General features: G+C 73.4%; 8 protein-coding genes and 2 pseudogenes. 6 read left to right on the forward strand and 4 right to left on the reverse strand.

The genetic code is table 11. The features are described from left to right. Positions 1 to 57: 57 nt before the first annotated feature. Positions 58 to 852, forward strand: a pseudogene (locus IG78_RS51220) (AMP-binding protein); the annotation flags it as partial. A 110-nt stretch (positions 853 to 962) separates the two neighbouring features. Further along, a pseudogene (locus IG78_RS51230) lies at positions 963 to 14492 on the forward strand (amino acid adenylation domain-containing protein); the annotation flags it as partial. Positions 14493 to 14616: 124 nt separating this feature from the next. Here the strand turns inward: IG78_RS51230 and IG78_RS52625 are convergent. Next, on the reverse strand, positions 14617 to 15333 hold the full coding sequence (locus tag IG78_RS52625) for a GtrA family protein (RefSeq protein ID WP_063760736.1): 717 nt from the start codon (positions 15331 to 15333) through the stop codon (positions 14617 to 14619). Between the two features lie 186 nt (positions 15334 to 15519). Then, positions 15520 to 15927 carry a RidA family protein gene (locus tag IG78_RS0111590; RefSeq protein ID WP_030561909.1) on the reverse strand — a complete coding sequence of 136 codons (408 nt, stop codon included), beginning with the start codon at positions 15925 to 15927 and terminating at the stop codon, positions 15520 to 15522. 101 nt (positions 15928 to 16028) lie between these two features. Between IG78_RS0111590 and IG78_RS0111595 the strand changes: the two genes are divergently transcribed. Continuing rightward, positions 16029 to 16472: a winged helix-turn-helix transcriptional regulator gene (locus tag IG78_RS0111595; protein ID WP_051852546.1), complete on the forward strand. Its 444-nt coding sequence runs from the start codon at positions 16029 to 16031 to the stop codon at positions 16470 to 16472. Here the strand turns inward: IG78_RS0111595 and IG78_RS0111600 are convergent. Then, complete coding sequence (locus IG78_RS0111600) at positions 16456 to 17652, reverse strand: carboxylate-amine ligase (RefSeq protein ID WP_031128568.1); 1197 nt, start codon at positions 17650 to 17652, stop codon at positions 16456 to 16458. The two genes, IG78_RS0111595 and IG78_RS0111600, sit on opposite strands and share 17 nt — an antisense overlap. Before the next feature lie 313 nt (positions 17653 to 17965). Between IG78_RS0111600 and IG78_RS0111605 the strand changes: the two genes are divergently transcribed. Together IG78_RS0111605 and IG78_RS0111610 are read left to right on the forward strand one after the other, a co-directional pair. Next, positions 17966 to 19108, forward strand: a complete 1143-nt coding sequence (locus tag IG78_RS0111605) for a glutamate--cysteine ligase 2 (RefSeq protein ID WP_030561914.1) — start codon at positions 17966 to 17968, stop codon at positions 19106 to 19108. Between the two features lie 227 nt (positions 19109 to 19335). Next, entirely contained in the window at positions 19336 to 20160 is an 825-nt protein-coding gene (locus IG78_RS0111610) for a peptidase associated/transthyretin-like domain-containing protein (RefSeq protein ID WP_030561916.1), read from the forward strand. Between the two features lie 46 nt (positions 20161 to 20206). On the opposite strand, the gene IG78_RS0111615 is transcribed toward IG78_RS0111610, so the two are convergent. Next, on the reverse strand, positions 20207 to 20983 hold the full coding sequence (locus tag IG78_RS0111615; protein ID WP_030561918.1) for a DUF1206 domain-containing protein: 777 nt from the start codon (positions 20981 to 20983) through the stop codon (positions 20207 to 20209). Positions 20984 to 21245: 262 nt separating this feature from the next. On the opposite strand from IG78_RS0111615, the gene IG78_RS0111620 reads away from it, so the two are divergent. Further along, complete coding sequence (locus IG78_RS0111620) at positions 21246 to 21677, forward strand: ATP-binding protein (RefSeq protein WP_051852563.1); 432 nt, start codon at positions 21246 to 21248, stop codon at positions 21675 to 21677. The last annotated feature ends 175 nt before the right edge of the window (positions 21678 to 21852 follow it).

Here is a 21852-nt window from a genome sequence, read left to right on the forward strand (position 1 = left end):
CGGCTCGCGGTCGAGCTCGTCGGGCGTGGGGTGGGTCCGGAGAGCGTGGTGGCCGTGGTGCTGCCGCGCACGGCGGACCTGGTGGCGGCCCTGCTGGGCGTGCTGAAGGCCGGTGGCGCCTATCTGCCCGTCGATCCCGCCCACGCGGGCACACGGCTGCACCACATCCTCCACGGCGCCCGCCCCCACCTGATCCTGACCGACACCGAAACCCGCACCGTCCTGCCCCCCACCGACACCCCCGTCCTCCTCCTGCCCACCGACGGCACCCCCGCCGACGGCACCCCCACGAACGGCACCCCCACGAACGGCACCCCCGTACACCCCACAGCCCGCCCCGAGCACCTCGCCTACGTCGTCTACACCTCCGGTTCCACCGGCCTGCCCAAGGGCGTCGGCATCACGCACCAGGGCCTCACCAGCGCCCTTCAGGCCCTGGCCGAGCAGGCCGGTCTCGCGCCGGGACGGCGGATGCTGACCAGTACCTCCATCGGTTTCGACGTCGCCACCTTCGAGGTGTTCGCCACCCTCACCACAGGGGCGACCCTGGAGATCGTCCGCGATGTGCTGGTCCTCGCCGAGCGCGAGAGCTGGGACGTCGACATCATCAGCACCGTCCCCTCGGCCTTCGCCGAACTCGTCGACCGGATCGGCGACCGGGTGCGGCCCAAGTCCCTCGTGTTCGCCGGTGAGGCCCTCACCCCGGCCCTGGTCGAGAAGATCCGCTCCCGCTGGCCCGAGGCCCGCGTCGTCAACGGCTACGGACCCAGCGAAACCTTCTACGCCACCGCCCACCGACTGCACCCCGAGCAGCCCTACACCACCGGCGTACCCATCGGACGCCCCCTGCCGGGCCTGCGCGCCTACATCCTCAGCCCCGGTCTTACGCCCCTGCCCGCGGGCACGGTCGGGCCCTCACCACCCACCCCCACATCACCCAGGCCGCCGTCCTCGCGCACGACGCCCACGGCACGGGCCGCCTGGCCGCCTACCTCGTCCCCGCCGACGGCGAGACCCTGCCCGACGCGGACGGGCTGCGTGCCTTCCTGTCCCGGCGGCTGCCCGAGTACATGGTGCCCACCGCCTATGTGCCTCTCGACCGGCTGCCCCTGTCCCCCAACGGCAAGCTCGACCACAAGGCCCTGCCCGCCCCCGACCTCACCACCACCACGACGTTCCGCGCCCCCGGAACACCCCGGGAGGCGGAGCTCGCCGCCCTGTTCACGGACGTCCTCGGGGTCGAGAAGGTCGGCGTCGACGACAACTTCTTCGACCTGGGCGGCCATTCGCTCCTCGCGATGCGCCTCGCGGGGCGGATCCGTACCGCGCTCGGCGCCGAGGTGCCGATCCGTGCGGTCTTCGACCACCCCACGGTGGCACGCCTCGCCGCTCACGTACGCACGGGAGGCACGGACCGCCCGGCACTGCGGCGCCGCGCCGAGCGCCCGGAGCGGGTGCCGCTGTCGTACGGCCAGCACAGGCTGTGGTTCATCGACCACTTCGAGGGCCCGTCGGCGACGTACAACATCCCGGTGACGCTGCGGCTGCACGGCACCCTCGACGCCGACGCCCTGGCCGCGGCCGTCGCGGACGTGGTGGCGCGGCACGAGATCCTGCGCACGGTCTACCCGCAGGACCCGGACGGCATCCCCTACCAGCAGGTCCTGGACGTCGCGGAGGCCCGTACGAGACTGGACGTGCCCGTGCGGGAGATGTCGTCCGCCGCGGCGGACGACGAGGTGATACGCCTCGCCCGGCACGCGTTCGACCTGGCCGCGGACATTCCGGTGCGCGCGGCGGTTCTGCGCCGCGCCCCCGGCGAGCACGTCCTGTGCCTGGTGATCCATCACATCGCCGCCGACGGGCAGTCACTCGCGCCGCTGTTCCAGGACCTGTCCGTGGCGTATGCGGCGCGCACCGGGGGCGAGGAGCCGGACTTTCCCGAACTGCCGCTCCAGTACGCCGACTACGCGCTGTGGCAGCGGGACGTACTGGGTGATCCCGAGGACCCCGGCAGCCTGCTCGCGCGACAGGCCGCGTACTGGCAGCAGGAGCTTGCCGGAGTGCCGCAGCCGCTGCCGCTGCCCACCGACAGGCCCCGCCCCGCACGCGCCAGTCACCGCGGTGACCTGGTGGAGTTCGTGTTGGACGCCGAGCTGCTCGGGGCGGTGCGGGAGCTCGCGCGCCGTCACGACATGACCGTCTCCATGGTGATGCAGGCGGCTCTGGCCGTGCTCCTGCACCGGTTGGGAGGCGGCGAGGACATCCCGATCGGTACGCCCGTCGCGGGCCGCACGGACGCCGCCGCCGACGGCATGGTCGGGTTCTTCGTCAACACCTGGGTGCTGCGGGCCCGGGTCGGCGGGCGGCACAGCTTCACCGAGCTCCTCGCGCAGGTCCAGGAGAAGGCCCTGGCCGCGTACGACAACCAGGACGCCCCCTTCGAGCGCCTCGTGGAAGCCCTCAACCCGGAGCGCTCCAGCGCCTACCACCCGCTGTTCCAGACCGTGCTCGGCTGGCAGAACACCGACCGTGCCGTGCTCGACCTGCCCGGCATCGATCGCGTCGAGCAGCTCTGGGCCAGGACGGGGACGTCGCGGTTCGACCTTTCGCTGCACCTCGTGGAGGCCGAAGGGTCGCACGGGGACGAGGTGCAGGGGCTGATCGAGTACGCCACCGACCTCTTCGACCACGCGTCGGTGGAGCGGCTCGCGGACCGTTTCGTCCGGGCCCTGCGCCAGTTGGTGGCCGCGCCCGAGGCACCGGTGGACGCCGTGGACCTCCTCGATCGGGCCGAACGCGAGCGGCTCCTCACCGACTGGAACGACACCCGGGCCGAGACGCCCGCGCTCACCGTCCCCGAACTCTTCGCCCTGCGGGCCGCCGATCAGCCGGCCGCCACCGCCGTGTACGACGGCGGGAACGCCGTGACCTACGCGGAGCTCGACGCCCGCGCCAGCCGGCTCGCCCGGGTCCTCGCCGCGCGCGGTGTGGGCCGGGAGTCGATCGTGGGCCTGGCGCTGCCGCGCTCGGCGGAGCAGGTCGTGGCGCTGCTCGCCGTCCTCAAGGCGGGCGGCACCTATTTGCCCGTCGACACCGACTACCCGGCCGAGCGGCTCACGTTCATGCTGTGCGCCGCGGAACCCGTACTGCTCCTCACCGACACGACGGGCGCGGCGAAGCTGCCGCGGCACGAGTGTCCGCTGCTCGTGCTCGACGAGCCGGGCACGGTCCAGGAGATCGCGCGGGCCTCGGCGGCGGGCCTCGACACCGGGGGCGACCCGGGGCAACTCGCGTACGTGATGTACACCTCCGGGTCGACCGGCCTGCCCAAGGGCGTCGGGGTGACCCACCGGGGCGTGGTGGGCCTGGTCCTCGACCGCCGCTTCGACGGCGGCGCGCACGAACGCGTCCTGATGCATTCGGCGCAGGCCTTCGACGCCAGCACCCTGGAGCTGTGGGTGCCGCTCCTTCGCGGCGGCGCGATCGTGGTCGGCCCCGCCGGACGCCCGGACCCGGCCGCCCTCGCACGAGTGATCGCCGAGCACCGGGTGACCTCCGCCATCATGGCGGCGGGCCTGTTCCGGGTGGTCGCCGACGAGATGCCCGAGGCCTTCACCGGTGTACGTGAGGTGTGGTCGGGCGGCGACGTGGTGTCCCCGGAGTCCGTCGAGCGGGTCATGGAGGTCTGCCCCGGCATCGTCGTCGTCAACGGGTACGGCCCGACCGAGGCGACGGTGGCCGCCTCCGCCCACGCCATGACCGTCCCCGCCGAGGTCGGCGCGGTGGTGCCCATGGGGCGGCCGCTGGACAACACCCGCCTGTACGTCCTGGACGAGGCGCTGCGGCCGGTGCCGCCCGGTGTGCCCGGCGAGCTGTACATCGCCGGTGAGCGGCTGGCCCGCGGCTATCTGTCGCGCCACGCCCTGACCGCCGAGCGGTTCGTCGCCTGCCCGTTCGGCGGTCCCGGCGAGCGGATGTACCGCACCGGTGACGTGGTCGTCCACACGCAGGACGGGCGGCTCGTCTTCCACGGCCGCGCCGACTCCCAGATCAAGGTCCGCGGCTATCGCATCGAACCGGGTGAGGTGGAGGCCGCCCTGACCGCCCACCCGGGCGTCGCCCAGGCCGTGGTGACCGCGCGCGGGACGGAGGCGGGGGAGCGCCGTCTGGTGGCCCATGTGGTGCCGGTGGACCTGGGTGTGCACGAGAGCGCCGACAGCCTCGCCGAGCTGGACATGGATCTGACGGGCGCGGTGTCGGCGCGTGAGCTGCGGAAGTTCCTGACGGGGAAGCTGCCGGAGTTCATGGTGCCCGCGGCGTTCGTCCTGCTCGACCGACTGCCGCTGACGCCGAACGGCAAGGTGGACCACCGGGCGCTCCCGGAGCCGGAGTTCGGCGGCGGCACCTACCGTGCGCCGCGTACGGCCGTGGAGGAGGCGCTCGCCGCCGTCTACTGCGAGGTGCTCGGTGCGGACCGGGTGGGCGTCGACGACGACTTCTTCGCCGTCGGCGGCGACAGCATCCGCTCCATCCAGGTCGTCTCCCGTGCCCGCGCGCACGGCGTCGAGGTCACGCCCCGGCAGATCTTCGAGCAGCGCACCGTGGGCCGCCTCGCGGAGGTCGCGAAGGCCGGAAGGCAGGACGCGCTCCTCACCGAGGACGCCACCGGCGGTGTGGGCTTCATGCCGCTGCTGCCCGCGGCCCGGTTCGTGACCGCCCTCGGCGGCTACGACCGGTTCGCGATGTCCATGGTGGTGGACCTGCCCGCCGGCATCGACGCAACCGGCCTGACCGCGACGCTGTCCGCGGTGTTCGACCGGCACGACGTGCTCCGCTCGACCCTGGTGACCGGTGCCGAGCCCGGTCTCGACGTGGCCCCGGCCGGCACGGTGGACCCGGCGGGCCTGGTCCGGCGCGTGCCGTGCGACGGCAGTTGGGACGAGGCGTGGCACGACGGCGCCCAGGCCGAACTCGACGCCGCGGCGGGCCGTCTGGACCCGGGTTCCGGGGTGATGGCGCAGTTCGTGTGGTGCGACGCGGGCCCGCGCTCCGCGGGACGGCTCATCGTCGTCCTGCACCACCTGGTGGTCGACGGCGTCTCCTGGCGCATCCTCCTGCCCGACCTCGCCGCGGCCTGGGAGCAGGTCCGCGACGGCCGCACCCCGCGCCTCGCCGATGTGGCCACGTCCGCGCGCCGCTGGGCCCACGCCCTGACGCAGGAGGCGGCGTCGGAGCGCCGCGCCGGCGAACTCGCGCTGTGGCGCCGGGTCCTGTCCGGGCCCGACCCCGACCTCGGCCCGCGCCCCTTCGACCCGGACGTCGATGTGGCCGCCACGGTCCGGCATGTGCACCTTGAGCTGCCCGCGTCCCTCACCCGGACCCTGCTCACCACCCTGCCCGGCGCCTTCCGCTGCGGCGTCAACGACGGTCTGCTGACCGCGCTCGCCCTGGCCGTGGCGCGGTGGCGCGGCCGCCGCGGTACCGACGAGAGCACGCTGCTGCTGCGCGTCGAGGGCCACGGCAGGGAGGAGGCGGCGGCGCCCGGCGCGGACCTGTCCCGCACGGTCGGCTGGTTCACCAGCATGTTCCCCGTCAGGCTCGACGTGAGCGGCGTCGACATGGAGGAGGCCCTCGCGGGCGGCGCCGCCGCCGGAACCGCCGTACAGGCCGTCAAGGAGCAGCTCCTGGCCGTCCCGGACAAGGGCATCGGCTACGGCATGCTCCGCCACCTCAACCCCGACACCGCCGAAGTCCTCGCCCGGCACACCACCGGACAGATCTCCTTCAACTACCTGGGCCACTACGCGACGGCCGGCAACATGCCCGAGCAGTTGCGCGGCCTCGGCTTCACCTTCGCCGAGGGCACCGCCGCCCTGGTCCCCGAACCGGACGCGGACATGCCCGCCCTCGCCACCCTGGACATCAACGCGTACGTCACCGACTCCGCCGAAGGCCCCCGGCTCGGCGCCCGCCTCAGCCACCCCGCCCAGTTGCTTGCCGGCTCCGACGTGGAAGAGCTCGCGCAGGCGTGGCGCGCCGCCCTGGAAGCGCTCGCCCGGCACTCCGCGCGCCCCGGCGCGGGCGGCTTGACCCCCTCCGACACCCCCCTCGTCGACATCAGCCAGGCCGAACTGGACCTGTGGCGGCGCAAGTACCCCGCCCTCACGGACGTATGGCCGCTCACGCCGATGCAGTCCGGTCTGCTGTTCCACAGCATGCTCACCGGCGGAGCCACCGACGGCGCCCCCGGTTTCGACAGTGCTCCGGTGGACGCCTACCACATGCAGCTCGTCCTGCATCTGTCCGGGACGGTGGACCCCGAGCGCATGCGCACGGCAGGGCAGGCGCTGCTCGACCGGCACCCGAACCTGACGGTGGCGTTCGCGCAGGACCCGGCGGGCGGATGGCGGCAACTGGTTTCACGCGGCGTCGAGTTGCCCTGGCGCTTCCTGGACCTCAGCGCGCTGGACGAAGCGGAGCGCGACGAGGAACTGCGGCGCTTCCTGGCCGCCGACAGCACCACCTACTTCGACCCGGCCGCGCCGCCGCTGCTGCGGCTCTCCCTGGTGAAGCTGTCCGAGGACCGCTGGGAGCTCGTCCTCGCGGTGCACCACGTGCTGATCGACGGCTGGTCGCTCCCGGTCCTGATGCGGGAGCTGCCGCTCCTGTACGCCGCGGAAGGGGACGCGGCGGCCCTGGAAGGCACCACGGGGTACCGCGACTTCCTGGCCTGGCTGACGCGGCAGGACCAGGACGCGGCCGCGCGGGCCTGGGCCGCCGAACTGGCCGGGGTCGAGGAGCCCACGCTCCTGGCTCCGGGCACGCCGGTGGACGGACACAGCGCCGGGGTCGGACTCATCGACGTACCGCTGCCACCGGAGACGGCACGCGCCCTCTCGCGCTCGGCCGCGGAGTGGGGAGTGACCCCCAGCACCCTGTTGCAGGGCGCCTGGGCGGTGCTTCTCGCGGGTCTCACCGGGCGTGAGGACGTCGTGTTCGGCACGACCGTGTCCGGCCGCCCGCCACAGATACCGGGCGTGGACGCCATGGTCGGTCTGTTCATCAACACCCTGCCGGTGCGGGTCGGCTGCGCGCCCGCGCGGACCCTGCGCGAAGTCCTCACCGGACTGCAGGAACGGCAGGCCGCGCTGCTCGACCACCATCACCACGGGCTGCTCGACATCCAGCAGGCCCTCGGCCTGAACACCCTCTTCGACACGATGGTGGGCCTGGAGTCGTACCCGATCGACGGCGCCGCCATCGGCGAGGCGACCGACGCCGCGGGCATGCGGATCACCGGCCTGAGCCCGCTCAGCGGCACCCACTACCCGATGGGCGTCCTCGCGATGGCCGAGCCGCACCTCAAGGCGGTGATCCAGTACCAGCACCACCTCTTCCCGCGCGACCGGGTGACGGACATCGCGGCCGCGTACGCGCGGATCCTGCACCAGCTCGCCGTCGACCCCGACGTGCCGGTGGGCAGTGTCGCCATCGTCCCGGACGCACAGCGCGCGCGGCTCCTGACCGAGTGGAACGACACCGCCGTGCCGCTGCCCGGCCGGGCCCTCGACGTGCTGTTCGCCGAGCAGGCCGCCGCGACGCCCGACGCGCCCGCCGTGGTCTTCGGGGAGCAGCAGCTCAGCTACCGGGATCTCGACACGCGGGCGAACCGGCTCGCGCGGGTACTCGCCGGGCGCGGCGTCGGCCGGGACACCCTGGTCGGTCTCGCCCTGCCCCGGTCCGCGGACCTGGTCGTGGCGCAGCTCGCGATCCTCAAGGCGGGCGGCGCGTATGTGCCGCTGGACCCGGACTACCCGGCCGAGCGCCTGGAGTTCATGCTGCGCGACACCACTCCCGTCCTGGTCCTCACCGACACGGAGTTCGCGCACCGGCTCCCGGAGAGCGGGCGCCCGTGCGTGCTCATCGACGACCCGGACACCGTGCGGGAGATCGGCCTGGCCGCGGACGGGGCACCCGAAGGCGGCCGGCACCCCGACGAACTGGCCTATGTGATGTACACGTCCGGCTCCACGGGTGTGCCCAAGGGCGTCGGCGCCACCCACCGCGCCGTCGCGGGCCTGGCCCTGGACCGGCGGCACGCGGGCCCCGCGCACCGGCGGATCCTGCTGCACTCCCCGCAGTCCTTCGACTCCTCGACCTATGAGCTGTGGACGCCGCTCCTGCACGGCGGCACGGTCGTGGTCGCCCCGCAGGGCCGCCTGGACGCGGGCGGCCTCGCGGCGCTCGTCGCGGCGCACGGCGTGACCGCGGTGTGCATGGCGGCGGGCCTGTTCAAGGTGGTCGTGCACGAGGACCCCACGGCGTTCGCCGGGATCCTCGACGTGTGGATCGGCGGCGACGTGGCCCCGGTGGCGGAGGTCGAGCAGGTCCTCAGGGCCTGCCCGGGCGTGGCCGTCGTGAACGGCTACGGGCCCACCGAGATCACCACCGCGGGCGTCTACCACGTCATCCCGCAGGCCGTGCCGGTGCCGGACCCGGTCCCGATCGGGCGGCCGATGGACGGCATGCGGGCCTACATCCTCGACTCCGCCCTGCGGCCCGTACCGCCGGGCGTGCCCGGGGAGCTGTACGTCGCGGGCAACGGCCTCGCCCGCGGCTATCTGGGTCGCCTCGCGCTGACCGCGGAACGCTTCGTGGCCTGCCCGTTCGGGGCGCCGGGCGAGCGCATGTACCGCACGGGGGACGTCGCGGCCTGGACGCAGACGCATGTGGCGGGTGCCCCCGGGACGGGCGCGGGCGAGATCGCCTTCCTCGGCCGCGCGGACGCCCAGCTCAAGATCGGCGGCTTCCGCGTCGAGCCCGGCGAGATCGAGGCCGCCCTCGACGCGCACCCGGGCGTCGCCCAGGCGGTGGTGTCGTTCGTGGAGGACAGCACCGGTGAGCGCCGCCTCGTCGGCTATGTGGTGCCGGGCGCCGACCTGCCCGCCGCCGTGGCCGCCGAGCAGCAGGTCGAGGGCTGGGCGCAGATCTACGACCGGGTGTACGCCGACGCGCGCGCCCCGTGGGGCGAGGACTTCACCGGGTGGGACTCCAGCTACACCGGCCGCCCCATCCCGCTCCCCGAGATGCGGGAGTGGCGCGACGCGACGGTGCAGCGGATCGCCGCCGAGCAGCCGTCCCGGATACTCGAACTCGGTGTGGGCTCGGGCCTGTTGATGGCGCGGCTCGTCGGCCGGGTGGCGGAGTACTGGGGCACGGACCTGTCCGCGGAGGTCGTCGAACGCCTCGGCAGGGAGGTCGCGGCGGCCGGGTACGCCGACGTGTCCACGCTGCGCCACCAGGCCGCCGACGACGTGTCGGGGCTGCCGCGGGGCCACTTCGACCTCGTCGTCCTGAACTCGGTGGCGCAGTACTTCCCGGACGCCGGCTACCTGGACCGCGTCCTCACCCAGGCGCTCCCGCTCCTCGCGCCGGGCGGCCGGATCCTCGTCGGCGACGTGCGCAACGCCGCCACCCTGCACCTGTTCCACTCCGGTGTGCGGCGCGCGCAGCGCCCAGAGGACTCCCCGCAGGCGGCCCGCACCGCGGTGACCCGTGCGATGCTCCTGGAGCCGGAACTCGCCCTCGCCCCGGCGTGGTTCACGCACTGGGCGGCGCGCAACGCGGTCGCCGGCGTGAACGTACGGATTCGATCGGGCCGCGTCCACAACGAACTCACCCGGCACCGCTACGACGTCGTCCTGCACCCGAGCGCGCCCGCAGCCGCCCTCGACCCGGAACAGCTCCCGGAGATCGTCTGGGGGCGGCAGGCCGCGGACCTCACCGAGCTGGCGGAACTGTGCCGCGCCCGGCAGGAGAGGGGTCCGGTCCGTGTCACCGGCATCCCGAACGCGCGGCTGACCGCCGAGGCGGCGACCGCCGCGCAGCTCGGCCTGGGCGAGGCCCCCGTGCCCGGCGCTCCGGCACTCGACCCGCACGCCCTGTGCGCGTGGGCGGCCGAACACGGCTTCACGGCGGAGCCGACCTGGTCGGACGCGGGCGTGGAGTGCTTCGACGCGGTGCTGGTGCCCGGGGGGCAGGCCTCCGGCCGTGTCATGGTCCCCGTGGCCCGTGCGGGCGCCCAGGGCGCTGCCCAGGTCACGGACCCCGCCGCCACCGCCCGCGTCGGCGCCCTGGTCGGCTCGCTGCGCGGGCACCTCGGCGAGCGGCTTCCGGCGCACATGGTGCCCGCGGCCGTCGTGGCCGTGGCCGAGGTGCCGCTGACGCCGAACGGGAAGCTGGACCGGCGGGCGCTGCCCGTCCCCGACTTCGCGCCCGCGGCGACGGGCAGGGCACCGCGCACCCCGCGGGAGGAGTTGCTGTGCGGCTTGTTCGCCGAGGTCCTCGGCCTGGACCGGGTCGGCATCGACGACGACTTCTTCACCCTCGGCGGCCACTCGCTCCTCGCGACCCGCCTGGTCAGCCGGATCCGCGCCGTCCTGGGGGTGGAGGTGCCGCTGCGGGTCCTGTTCGCCGCGCCCACGGTCGTCGCCCTGGCCGAGCAACTGCCCACGGACTCCGCGACCAGGCTGCCGCTGCGGCGCGCGAGCGTACGTCCCGAGGTCGTGCCGCTGTCCTTCGCGCAGCGCCGCCTGTGGTTCCTGGACAAGTTCGAGGACGAGCCCGGCACCTATCACGCGCCGTTCCCGCTGCGGCTCACCGGCACGCTCGACGTGGCCGTGCTCGCCGCGGCCCTGCGGGACGTGGTCGTACGCCATGAGAGCCTGCGCACGCTGTTCCCCGAGGACGCCGCGGGCGAACCCCGCCAGCACGTCGTGGACGCCGCGGAGCTCCGCCTCGAACTGCCCGTGGTCGAGGTCGCCGCGCAGGACCTGGACCGGACCCTGACGGAGGCGGCGGCCGAGGGCGTCGACCTGGCGTCCGAGATCCCCGTCCGCGCCACGCTGCTTCGCCTGGCCGAGCAGGACCACGTACTGCTTCTGATGATCCATCACATAGCGGGCGACGGCGAGTCGTTCGCACCGCTCGCCCGTGATCTGTCCCTGGCCTACACGGCCCGGCTGCGCGGCCGTGCGCCGCAGTGGCCCGAGCTGCCCGTGGCCTACGTCGACTACACCCTGTGGCAGCGCGAGCTGCTCGGCGACGAGGACGACCCGGACAGCCTGCTTTCCGCACAGATCGCCTACTGGAAGGACGAGTTGCGCGGCCTTCCGCAACCTCTGCGCCTGCCCACCGACCGGCCACGGCCGCCGGTCGCGAGCCACCGGGGCGACGTGGTGGAGTTCGCCATCGACCAGCGCACCGCCGAAGCGGTGGAGGCGCTGGCCCGCGGTCGCGGCGCCACGTCGTCCATGGTGCTCCAGTCCGCGCTCACCGTGCTGCTGCACGCGCTCGGGGCCGGCGACGACATCGCCGTCGGCTCGCCCATCGCCAACCGCACCGACGAGAACCTCGCGGACCTGGTCGGATTCTTCGTCAACACCTGGGTGCTGCGCGCCAGGCTCGCGGGCAACCCGACCTTCCTCGACCTGCTCGACCAGGTGCGCGCCACGTCCCTGGCCGCGTACGACCATCAGGACGTGCCCTTCGAACGCCTGGTGGAGGTCCTCAATCCCGAGCGGTCGACCGCGTACGCGCCGCTGGTGCAGGTGGTGCTCGCCTGGCAGAACTTCGCCCGTGAGGACTTCGCCCTGCCGGGCCTGCGGGCAGGCTTCGAGCCGCTGCGCGGCAGGACCGCGAAGTTCGACCTGTTCCTCAACCTGGCGGCGCTGCCCGGGCAGGGCGTCCTCGGTCATCTGGAGTACGCGACCGACCTCTTCGACCGGGCCACGGCCGAAGGGCTCGCGGAACGGTTCGTGCGGGTCGTGGAGCAGCTCGTGGCCGAGCCCGCGCGGCGCATCGGCGCCGTGGACGTCCTCGCACGGGAGGAGCGCGGGACCCTGGAGCGGTGGGCGCGGGCGGGCGGCCCGGGCGCGCCGGTGCCCGACCTCACGGTGGACCGCGCCTTCGAGGCCGCCGTACGGGCGCATCCGCTGCGGCCCGCCGTCACCTGCGGCGAGCGGACACTCGGCTACGCGGAGCTGAACGCGTCCGCGAACCGGCTCGCCCGGCTCCTGCGCGGGCACGGCGCCGGGCCCGGCCGGTACGTGGCGGTGGCGCTGCCCCGCTCCGCCGAACTCGTCGTCGCCGTCCTCGCGATCCTCAAGACGGGGGCCGCGTATGTGCCGGTCGACCCGGGCCACCCGGCGGACCGGATCACGTACACGCTCACCGACGCACGGCCCGAACTCGTCGTCACCGACACCGGGTTCGCGGGCCGCCTTCCGGACGGGCCGCGGGTCGCCCTCGGCGACCCCGCCACCGAGGCCGCGCTCGCCGAGCTGCCCGGTCACGACCTGACGGCGGCCGAGCGCGGCACGCCCGGCGCCGACCAGGCCGCGTACGTGATCTACACCTCGGGTTCCACGGGCCGTCCCAAGGGCGTCCTGGTCACCCACCGCAACGTGCTCAGCCTGATGTCCCGCACCCAGGACCTGTTCGCCTTCGGCGCCGACGACGTGTGGACGATGTTCCACTCCCCCGCCTTCGACTTCTCGGTGTGGGAGCTGTGGGGGCCGCTGCTGCACGGCGGACGGCTCGTGGCCGTTCCGTACGAGGTCAGCCGGTCGCCGGAGGACTTCGTCGCCCTGCTCGTACGCGAGCGGGTGACGGTGCTCAACCAGACTCCCTCGGCCTTCCACCAGCTCATCCGCGCCGACCGCGAGAACCCCGCCCTCGGCTCAGGGCTCGCGCTGCGCACCGTGGTGTTCGGCGGCGAGGCGCTCGATCTGGCGCGGCTCACCGAGTGGTACGAGCGACACGCCGAGGACGCGCCGCGCCTGGTGAACATGTACGGCATCACCGAGACCACCGTGCACGTGACCTACGGCCCGCTGGACGCCGCCCTGGTGCGCGACGCGGTGGGCAGCACGATCGGTGCCGGTCTCCCCGGGCTCGTGGTGCGGGTCCTCGACGCCATGCTGCGGCCCGTGCCGCCCGGTGTCGTGGGTGAGATGTACGTGGGCGGCGACCAGGTGTCGCGGGGCTATCTGAACCGTACGGGGCTGACCGCGGCGCGGTTCGTGGCCGACCCGTTCGGGCCGCCCGGAGGCCGGTTGTACCGCTCGGGCGACCTGGCCCGGTGGACGCCGCAGGGGCAACTGGAGTACGTGGGGCGCTCGGACGACCAGATCAAGCTGCGCGGGTTCCGTATCGAACCCGGCGAGATCGAGGCGGCGCTGCTCGCACGCCCCGACGTGGCCGACGCGCGCGTCGACGTACGCGTGGACGCCTCCGGAGAGAAGGCACTGACGGCGTACGTGGTGCCGACCGCGCCCGAGGGCCTGCCCGAACCCGCGGTGCTGCGTGCGGGGTTGCGCGGGGTCCTGCCCGACTACATGGTCCCCGCGGCCTTCGTGCCGCTCGCCGTCATCCCGCTGACCGGCAACGGCAAGCTGGACCGCGCGGCCCTGCCCGCACCGACGCGCGCCGCTTCGGCGCCCGCGGCCGACCGGGCCGCCGGCGCCCTTGAGCTGCACGTCGTCCGGGCCTGGAGCGAGGTCCTCGACACCGACATCGACGCGGTCGGCGTCGACGACGACTTCTTCGACGCCGGGGGCGACTCGTTCAAGGCGGTGGCGCTGGCCCGTGCCATCGGCCACGGCCTGCGCGTGGTGGAGGTCTTCAAGAACCCCACGCCGCGCCGCCTCGCCGCCCGCCTCGCCTCGTCGGACTCGGCTCAGGGCGCGCCCCGGCTCCTGCACCGCCTGACACCCGAACGCCCCGCCGACGCAGGCGCCCCCGGCCACACGGTGGTCTGCGTGCCCTACGGCGGCGGCAACGCGACCGCCTACCAGGCCCTGGCCGGACACCTCCCTGCGGACACGGAGCTGTGGGCGGTCGAGTTGCCCGGGCACGATCCGGTGCGCCCCGAGCCGTTGCAGCCGTGGGCGGAGACCGTCGGACTCCTCGCCAAGGAGATCACCGACACGGTGCGCGGCCAGTACACGCTGTACGGGCACTGCGTCGGCACGCTCCTCGCCGTGGCCGTCGCCCGTGCCCTGGAGGACCGCGGTGCCGCGCCCTCGCGGCTCGTCCTCGGCGCGGCGTTCCCGCAGGGGGACGCGGCCACCGCGGTCGACCGCCTCACGGCCGTCGACGAGGACCGCCTGTACGACGACCTGCACTCCGTGGGCGGCTTCTCCGGCGCCCTGGACGGCACGGACCGCCACCGCGTCCTGTCCGTCGTACGCCACGACATGCTGGAGGGCGCACGGCTGCACCGCGACACCGCCGCCGCCTTCGAGCGGCTGCGCACCCCGGTACGCGTGGTGATCGGCGACGCGGACCCGCTCACCGCCGACTACCCGACGGGCCACCGTGCCTGGGAGCACTACGCGCACGACGTGACCCTCTCGGTCATCGAGGGTGCGGGGCACTACTTCGTCAAGGACCGCGCGCGGGAGGTGGCCGACCTGCTCGACGACTGAGCCCGGTCCTGGCGCCGAAGGGAACGGAGACGAGGGGCCACGCCGCGGTGTGCGGCGTGGCCCCTCGTCTCGTTCCGATGATCCGGCGTCTCCCGTCGGCCCGTGAATCCGCTTCCACAGTGCGCTAGTTGGCGAGCGCCGCGTACTTCCCCGGCTTCCAGCCGTACGTGCGCCCCTTGACCCGGCCGGAGCCCGCGCCGGACCTGCGCTCGGCGCCCTGGCCGGTCTCCCACGTGTACGCCCACTTCACGCCCTGCTCCGTCACGTCGAAGGTGACCTCGACGGTGACGCCGGGGTGCACCGCCTTGCCGAGGCGCGGCGCGGGCGTGCCGAGTGCCAGCTTCCGCTTGTCGCCCGAGAAGACGAAGAGCCGCAGCACCACGAAGCGCGCCACCCCGGCGAGCGCCGAAGCGGAGAGGTAGACGATCTGCTCGTACACCGCGCCGGGCGAGCTCTGCACCATGTGCAGGGCGATCATCGCGGCGGTCGTCACCGCGTAGGCGCCCGCGGCCGTGCCCGCGGACTGCAGATGCCCGCGCAGTCCGCACCGGCCGCCCTTGCCGAAGGTGAAGCGCGCGTGCAGCTCGGAGGCGAGGACGGTCGACACGACCGTGATCACCGCGTTCGCCACCGCCCACGGCATCAAGGCCGCGAGCAGGAACACCGCGAAGCTGGAGGCGAGGCCGATGCCGCCGCCGCAGAACACGAAGCGCGCGAACGCCGCGAGCGGGCCGGGCGAGGCCGCGGCGGCAGGCTTCGCGGGCTCGGCCGCCAGCTCCGCGGGGGCCGGGGCGGCCGAACCCCAGGCGAGGTCACGGGAGGGTCGTACGAGACATTCCATCGGGGCTCCTCTTCCCTCCCGTCCGGCGAGCCGAGTGCGACTGGCCCGAACAGTGTGCGTCTTCTAAGAACACCGTACGGAACCCGCACAGCGTGCGCAAGTCGCCCAGCGTACGGCTGGTGCGTACGGTGTTCGTGTGCACGGTGAGACGGAAGGGAGAGAGAAGAGAGGCGGCGAGGGGGCCGTTCAGCTCAGGACTGCGGTGGCCTCCAGCTCGACCAGGTGGGCGGGGATGTCCAGGGCCGCGACCCCCACCAGGGTGCCGGGCGGCACCGGGGCGCCGCCGAGCTTCGCGGCCGCCCGGGCCGCGCCCGCCAGGAACAGCGGCATCTTGTCGGGGGTCCAGTCGACGACGTAGACGGTCAGCTTCGCCACGTCGTCGAAGGTGCCGCCCGCCGCGGCAAGGGCGGTCGCGACGTTGAGATAGCACTGCTCGACCTGAGCGGCGAGGTCGCCCTCGCCGACCGTGACGCCGTCCGCGTCCCAGGCGACCTGACCGGCGACGAAGACGAGCCTGCTCCCTCTCGCGATCGCCACCTGCCGGTACGCGTCGATCCTCGGCAGTCCTTCGGGGTTCACCAGGGTGATGGCCATGCTGCCCGCCTCCTTGTCACGGTCTCTTGCGGTTACTTGGGAACCGTAGGAGAGTGTGCGCTGACATGGAAGAACGCACTTTTAGGTGACTGGGGAACCCCATGGTGACCAAGCAGTTCACGGGTGTCGCGGGCGCACCCGAAGAAGCGGATCTGCGGCGCGCGGACTCCCTCGCCCGGGAGATCTTCTCGGACGTCGCCAACAAATGGGCGCTCCTGATCATCGAGGCCGTCGGTGACCGCACCCTGCGCTTCGGCGAGGTGCGCGACGAGGTCGAGGGCATCAGTCACAAGATGCTCACCCAGAACCTGCGCATGCTGGAGCGCTACGGCCTGGTCGAGCGGACCGTGCACCCCACGGTGCCGCCGCGGGTCGAGTACACCCTCACCGAGCCGGGCCGGGCCCTGCGCACGACGGTGGACCACATGTGCGACTGGACGCACAGGTACCTCGGTCACATCGAGGCCTCGCGCGGCCGCTTCGACGGCTGCGGGTCCGCCGTTTCCGGCGCCCCGTTCGGTCCGCGGCTCAGCCCGGGCTCGTGACCGAGACCACGTAGTCGACGACGTCATGGAGGCTGGAGCGCCGCCGGAAGGCGGCACGCTGGCGTTCGGCGCCGTTCCCCTCGGCACGCAGACGCGCCCACTGCTCCCGCGTCAGATCGAGATCCCCATGGCGGCGCAGCGCCGGGGCGACGCGGGTCAGCAGCCGCTCCACCAGGTCGGTCTGGGGCACGAGGCGGCCGGTGACCAGGTCGATGCCGTCGCCGGCCAGGCCGTCGCGTGCCGCGCGCCAGCAGGCGGCACGCAGCATCTCGGGAGCCGGGCGCGGGGCGGGTTCACCGGTCCGCAGCGCCTGTAGGGCGGAGGTGGTCAGGGCGCGGACGAGAGCGGCGAGCAGGACGGTGTCCCCGGCGGTGAGGGCCGCGTCGGCGACGCGCACCTCCAGGGTGGGGACGTGGTGGGAGGGGCGGATGTCCCAGTACAGGCCGGAGCGGTCCATGACCGCTCCGGCTTCGACGAGCCCCTGCACGAGTTCGTCGAAGTGGGCGGTCGACTCGAAGTACGGCGGCGGCCCCGCCACGGGCCACCGCCCCCAGCACGTGGCACGCCAACTGTCGTACCCCGTGTCCTGACCGGCCCAGTACGGGGAGTTCGCGGCGAGCGCGGTCAGCGTCGGCAGCCAGGGCCGCAGATGGTTGCTCACCTTGACCGCGTCCCTGGTGTCGGGCAGGCCGACGTGGATGTGGCACGCGCAGGTGCTCTGTTCGTCGTCGAGGGCGCGGAAGGTGGCGACGCTCCGCGCGTAGCGGGGGCCCGGCGTGACCGGCAGCGGTGAGGCCTGGCCGAATACCGGCGTACCGGAGGAGGCGACACGCAGGCCGTGGCGGGCGGCCGCGCGCACGAGGGCGGCCCGTGACGCGCGGATCTGATCGCCCGCCGCCGCCAGGCCGGTGTGCGGGTCGGTCCGCAGCTCCACCTGATAGCGGGACAGCTCGGTGCCGACCCGCCCGCCGAGCTCACCGGCGACGCTGAGCGCCACCTCCGGACCCTGCGGGCTCACAGCCCTGGACACGGGGTCGACGAGGAGGAGCTCCTCCTCGATCCCCACGGTGAGCGGGGCACCACCGCGCCCGGCACCGGCGCTGCGGCTCGCGGGTCCGGGGCCGTCGGCGGAGGCGGGGAGGTGGTTCGGCGACGCCTGGTCAGGGTGTTGGGAGGTCATGGTGATTGCATGGTCGCAGACGGTGGTCGGCACGGCAGGGGCTGAACCGCGCCAGGAATGGTGGCGGACACAGGACGGCGCGGTCACAGGAACGGCCGGAGCCACAGGCGAGCGGTAGCGAGAGTTCCGGCCCGTCCGGCGAATCGAGGGCGGGGCGCGGGGCGCCGATGAGCGGGGGTGCGCACACCTTCCGGCGTGCGGGGCGCGCCCGACCTGCGAGGAAATCGGAATGCGCCCGCCACATGGGGTACACGTGCACCTGGGCGGGTGCCCGAACCGCCGAAGAGGGCGGGAAGAAGAAAGGCGGTAGCGGATGCGTACCGTGGGAGTGGAAGAGGAACTCCTTCTGTTCGACCGGCAGAGTGGGGAGCCGCGGGCGCTTTCCTCCGCTGTCCTTGCCCGGGCGGCCAAGGACAGCGCCGAGGACTCAGGAACCGGCAGTCGTCCCAGCCGGCCCACCGATTACCGTGATCCCGAGGACGAGGCCTTCGAGAAGGAGCTGCACCGGCAGCAGATCGAGTTCGCGACCCAGCCGCACACGGACATGGGCGACCTCGCGGACGAGATCCGCCGGTGGCGTGCCGATGCCGCCCAGCACGCCGACGACGTGGGCGGGGCCGTCGCCGCGCTCGCCACCTCGCCCCTGCCCGCCAGCCCCTCGGTCAATGTGGGCCCGCGCTTCCAGTGGATGGAGCAGCAGTTCGGCCTCACCACCCAGGAGCAACTGACCTGCGGCTGCCATGTACACGTGGAGGTCGAGTCGCGGGAGGAGGGCGTGGCGGTCGTGGACCGCATCCGGCCCTGGCTCGCGGTCCTGGTCGCGCTCAGTTCCAACTCGCCTTTCTGGCAGGGCAAGGACAGCAAGTACGCCAGCTACCGCAGCCGGGTGTGGGGGCGCTGGCCCATGGCGGGCCCCGCCGAGATCTTCGGCTCCGCGGAACGCTACGACGCACAGGTGGAGACCATGATCGCCACCGGTGTGCTGCGCGACGCGGGCATGGTCTACTTCGACGCCAGGCTCTCCCACCGCTACCCCACCGTGGAGATCCGCGTCGCGGACGTCTGCCTTGAGGCCAATACGACCGTCCTCGTGGCCGCGCTCGCGCGGGCCCTTGTGGAGACGGCCGTGGCCCAGTGGCGCGCGGGGACGCCTCCGCTCGGGCACGGCGTCAGCGTGCTGCGTCTCGCGGCGTGGCGCGCCGCGCGCTCCGGTCTCGACGACGTCCTGCTCCATCCCGTCACGATGCGGCCCGCTCCCGCCGAGGAGGTGGTGGCGGCACTGCTCGACCACGTACGTGACGCCCTGGGTGAGAACGGTGACCTCGGCATGGTCCGCAAGTACGCGGCGGAGCTGTTCGAGCACGGCACGGGCGCCCGCGTACAGCGTGATCTGCTCGACCGGACGGGCAGCCTCGGCGCGGTGATCACGGAGTGCGTGCGGCGCACGCAGGCGTGAGTTCGCGGGGGCGACGTCGAGGACGTACAGGGGGCGACAAGGCGTCGAATGTGCGCTGTACGGGAGATGCACACTTGGCGCCGCCTACAACCACGCCCGGCGCTCCGTGAGTCGAACCCTGCGCCGGTACCTCCGGCAGGCAGCACCGGTATCGCCGTGGGCAGTGCGTGGGCCCGCGGCGATACCGGCCTCGACCGCGCCGCGACCCCGACGGAGTTCACGTGCCCATGCGTCCGCGTTTTCCGGTTGCCCGACTGACCGCGACCGCCGCCCTCACCCTCGCCCTCGCCACCATCGGCCTCGGCCCGGCATCCGCCCACGGCGCGGACCCCGCGTCCGCGCCGGGCGGTCAGCCCGAGCCCGCGTACACCGTGTCCGTCTCCACCAGCGCCTCAGCGACCGACTTCGACCACCGCGCTGTCGATGTCACCGGCACCGTGTCCCGTGCCGACGGCTCACCCGTGGCCGGTGCCCCTGTCGAGCTCGGCAAGGCCGTCCTGTACAACACCTGGAATCCGTGGGGCGACCCCATCGACCCGACCGAGCGCGAGTACCTGAAGCTCGGCACCGTCCGCACGGACGCCGACGGGCGGTTCACGCTGCCGGATGTGACGGCGGACCGCTGGGAGAACACGGACAGCGTCCATCTGTTCCCCCGGCACCAGGTGGAGTTCCAGGCCTCGTACGACCCGGGCCCTCCCGACGACAACGAGATCTACTTCGGCGACACCACGGTGCGTGCCCAGGCCGTGGCGAGCAGCATCAGCTACAAGGTCAACCGCACGAAGGTGCGTGCCGGTGACACTCTCGTCGTCACCGGCAAGGTCACCTGGCCCGCGGGCCACGGCCCGGTCGCGGGCACCCGGGTCCTGCTGCGCACGTACTACGAGTCCGCCTACAACGCGCGGACCACCACGGACGCGCGGGGCAACTTCACCGTCCGCGCCAGGATCCGGAGCTACGACCGCGATTTCGTGCTCTTCTCCGCTCCCAAGGACTACTACCTCGCGGGCGCGAGCAAGGACCTGCCCGTCAAGAACGTCACTCCCTGAAACGTCACTCCCTGAGCGGTACGCCGCCCGCGGGGCCTGCCCGCGTTCATACCTTGCGCCAGCGTGCGCAGGCCCACGAGAAGACGCCGAACGCCACGAGTGCCAGCGCCATCGCGACGAGCAGCCAGGGGCCCGCGGGGGTCTCGCGGAAGGAGCGCAGGACGTCGTCCATGCCCTTGGCCTCCCCGGCCTTGTGCCGCACGGCGGCCACGAGCACGAACGCGCCGACCGCGGCGAAGAGGCAGCCGCGGCCGACGCCGCCCGTCACGCCGAGTACGTCCACGGCCCGGCGCACCGGCACGGGCATCTCGCTCATCCGCAGGCGCTTGTGGTACTTGCGCAGTATGGCGCGGACGGCGATCACCAGACCGGTCACCACCACGGCGGCGCCCGCGGCGCTGACGATCCACTGCCCCGCGGGCCAGCCGAGGGCGGTCGCCGTGACGTCGTCGCTCTGCCGGTCGGTGGAGCCGCTGCCGCTGCCCTTGTCCCCGGTGACGTAGGCAAGGACCGTGTAGCTGACCACGCCGTAGAAGACGCACCTGGCTGCTGACGAGAGCCGTTTGCTCGCTTTGTCCCCGTCCGGGCCCACCTGGCCGAACAGCACCTCAGAGAGCCGCCACAGCGCCATGCCCGCGAGCGCGAGCCCGAGGAGCCACAGCAGGACGTTCCCGAACGGCTTGTCGGCGAGCTCCGTCAGCGCGCCGCCGCGGTCGGCCTGCTTGCCGCCGTCGTCGGAGAACGCGACGCGCAGGGCGATGATCCCGACGAGCACGTAGAGGGCCCCGCGTGCCACGAACCCGGCCCGTGCCGCCGTTTCCATCGCGGGCCCCCTGGCCACCCGCCGAGCCTGCCTCGTCCCGTTGCGCATCGCGCCGCCGAATCTCATGCAACGGCGGATGCCCCTCTTCGGCCGCAGGATGCGCGCAGCATCCGGAGTTTCCTCTTCCGCTACGGCCCCGACCTGGTCCGTTACCAAGGGGCCTGTTGGAGCACGTCCGTGCGGGGTAACCGGACGGCAGACAGCCGCGCAGTGCAGACCGCCGCGCAGTGGAGTCAGGCGAGTCAGGCGAGTGAGGGTGATCATGTCGGATGCTTCGGTACGGGCCGTGGGCTGGGCCCAGTCCTTTCCCGTGACCCGTGGGGTCAGGGCGGGGCGGGAATGGGCTCGGGCCCACATGGACTCCTTGGGGTGGACGCACACGGATCCCGACGCGGTCGACTCCGTCGTCCTCGCGGTCTCCGAACTCGTCACCAACGCCCACCACCACGCCCGCACCGGGGCGCAGGTGGTGCTGACCTGGGACGGGCAGGCGCTGCACCTGAGCGTGCACGACTCGGGCCCCGGAGCACCCGAGCCGCGCAAGGCGGACGAGGGCAGCCTCGGCGGCCGCGGCCTGGCCATAGTCGACGCCCTCGCGGACACGTGGAGCATCCATCCCACGACGGACGGCAAGACCATCACGGCCTGCTTCAGGCGGTCGGAAGAATCCGACTGCCGGAAGGACGAGGCCTGAGGGCGAACCGCCCCGGCCTCCCGGACCGCCGCGTCCACGGGTGCCACTGACAGAGGTACCGCGTCCACCAGAGGTACCGCGCCCAAGGGACACCGCGTCCAGGGGAGTACCGCAGACGCCGTACCCCGACTCGTCGCGATGGGCCGTCGCGCCCTGGCCGCCTCGTCGACTCCGG

The organism is Streptomyces aureocirculatus (assembly GCF_000720475.1).
Lineage (GTDB): Bacteria > Actinomycetota > Actinomycetes > Streptomycetales > Streptomycetaceae > Streptomyces > Streptomyces aureocirculatus.